The sequence below is a fragment of the Streptomyces sp. NPDC055254 genome (genome assembly GCF_053606025.1).
The window spans coordinates 1-1,112 of record NZ_JBSGQV010000104.1 but is presented as its reverse complement, the minus strand read 5'-3'; the positions used below and the strand labels follow the sequence as shown (position 1 = coordinate 1,112).

Sequence of the window (1,112 nt, the reverse complement as noted above, 5' to 3'; positions counted from 1 at the left end):
TGAAGCTTCCCCTTGATCGTGGACACCTGGAGACTGGGATCTGAGGTTCCAGAGGAAGTAGTGCCAGGTGGGAAGCAAGTACACGAAGCGGTACTCGGACGAGTACAAGCGGGACGCGATCGAGCTCGTGCGATCTTCGGGACGGACGGTGACCGAGGTCGCCCGGGAACTCGGGATCAGCTCGGAGTCCCTGCGGGGCTGGGTGAAGAAGGCCCGAGCCGCCCAGGACAACGGATCGGGACCCGGTGCAGTGCGGGCCGCCGACGATAGGGACGAGGAACTGAAGCGGCTGCGGAAGCTGACCATCGAGCAGGCGAAGACTATCGAGATCTTGAAAAAAGCGACCGCCTTCTTCGTAAAGGAGAGCGACCGGTGAGCGAGATATGCCGGTTCATCCATGCGGAGAAGGCGAACTACACGATCGTGCTGCTGTGCAAGGTGATGAAGACCGCCCGCTCCACGTACTACGCGTGGGTGGCCGGAGCCGAGGCCCGCGAGGCGAGGCGGCGGGCGGATGAGGCCCTGGCCCACGAGATCACGGTGATCCACATCGCGTCCCGGCGGAACTACGGCGTCCCGCGCGTCACCGCCGAACCGCACCGGCAGGGCCGGCCGGTCAACCACAAGCGGGTGGCACGGGTCATGCGGGAGAACGGCATCGCCGGGAACAGCCGGCGCACCGGCCGCCGCAGCCTGACCAAGGCCGACACCAAGGCCGCCCCGTCGCCGGACCTGATCGGCCGGGACTTCACCGCCGCCGGCCCCGGAACGAAGATCGTCGGAGACATCACCTACATCCCCCCGGCCGAGGGCCGGCTCTACCTCGCCTCGTGGCTGGACCTGGCCACACGCGAGATCATCGGGTACTCGATGGCCGACCACCACCGCGCCGACCTTGTCGTCGACGCCTTGGACATGGCCGCCGCGCTGGGACGCCTGGAGCCCGGCTGCGTGATCCACAGCGACCGCGGATCGGAATACACCTCCGGACAACTCCGCGACAGGATACGCGAGTTGGAACACCGGCAGAGCATGGGCCGGACCGGGAGCTGCTTCGACAACGCCGCCGCGGAGAGCTTCTGGGCCGTACTCAAAGAGGAGATCGGCACCCG

The 1,112-nt window shown here is 67.0% G+C and carries 2 protein-coding genes; both read left to right on the top strand.

The features are described from left to right. The first annotated feature begins 67 nt into the window (after window positions 1–67). Window positions 68–376, top strand: a complete 309-nt coding sequence (locus ACWFQ8_RS33570) for a transposase (protein ID WP_383903959.1) — start codon at window positions 68–70, stop codon at window positions 374–376. Continuing rightward, window positions 373–1,112: IS3 family transposase (locus tag ACWFQ8_RS33565; protein WP_453790045.1), on the top strand; the 740-nt coding region annotated here is incomplete at its 3' end. The genes ACWFQ8_RS33570 and ACWFQ8_RS33565, both read left to right, overlap by 4 nt.